This is a genomic window from Paenibacillus whitsoniae (genome assembly GCF_003955665.1).
Classification (GTDB): Bacteria; Bacillota; Bacilli; order Paenibacillales; family NBRC-103111; genus Paenibacillus_E; species Paenibacillus_E whitsoniae.
Genome location: NZ_RXHU01000132.1, coordinates 1 through 414, shown reverse-complemented (window position 1 = coordinate 414; position 414 = coordinate 1). Strand labels below are relative to the sequence as shown.

At 53.9% G+C, this 414-nt stretch carries 1 protein-coding gene; it reads left to right on the top strand.

All coding sequences use genetic code 11. From position 1 onward, the window contains the following. Positions 1-180: 180 nt before the first annotated feature. Positions 181-414: hypothetical protein (locus EJQ19_RS30685; protein WP_164716838.1), on the top strand; the 234-nt coding region annotated here is incomplete at its 3' end.

Genomic DNA, 414 nt, shown 5'->3' with positions numbered 1-414 from the left:
CAGGTAGTGGGCCGTGAAGTTGAAAAGCTGGCTGCAGGCGCAGAAGGCTCGTTCATTCTGGCCTGACGCCTTCTTTTTAAGAAGTTGCGAAAGCGCTTCCCATATGGAGAGATGCGTTCGTAGGCGCGGGTGGTTTTGCATTATAACCAACTATGCATATGTGAAAAGGAGGGTTTAGAGATGTTGAGAAAGCGATGGATGAGCATGCTGCTGCTTCTGGTGATGTTGATTCCAGCGAGCTGGACACAGGCTGCCGGCCCTTTAACGGCGCTGACGGCGATCCCAGCCAAGCAGCAGGGCGATGCCGTCCTGATTCAAGGGACGACGAACTTGCAGCACGTCATCCTGCAGGTGTTCAGACCGAACGGCACAATGCTGATGATGGATCAACTGACCAAAGACGTGCTGCTGTCG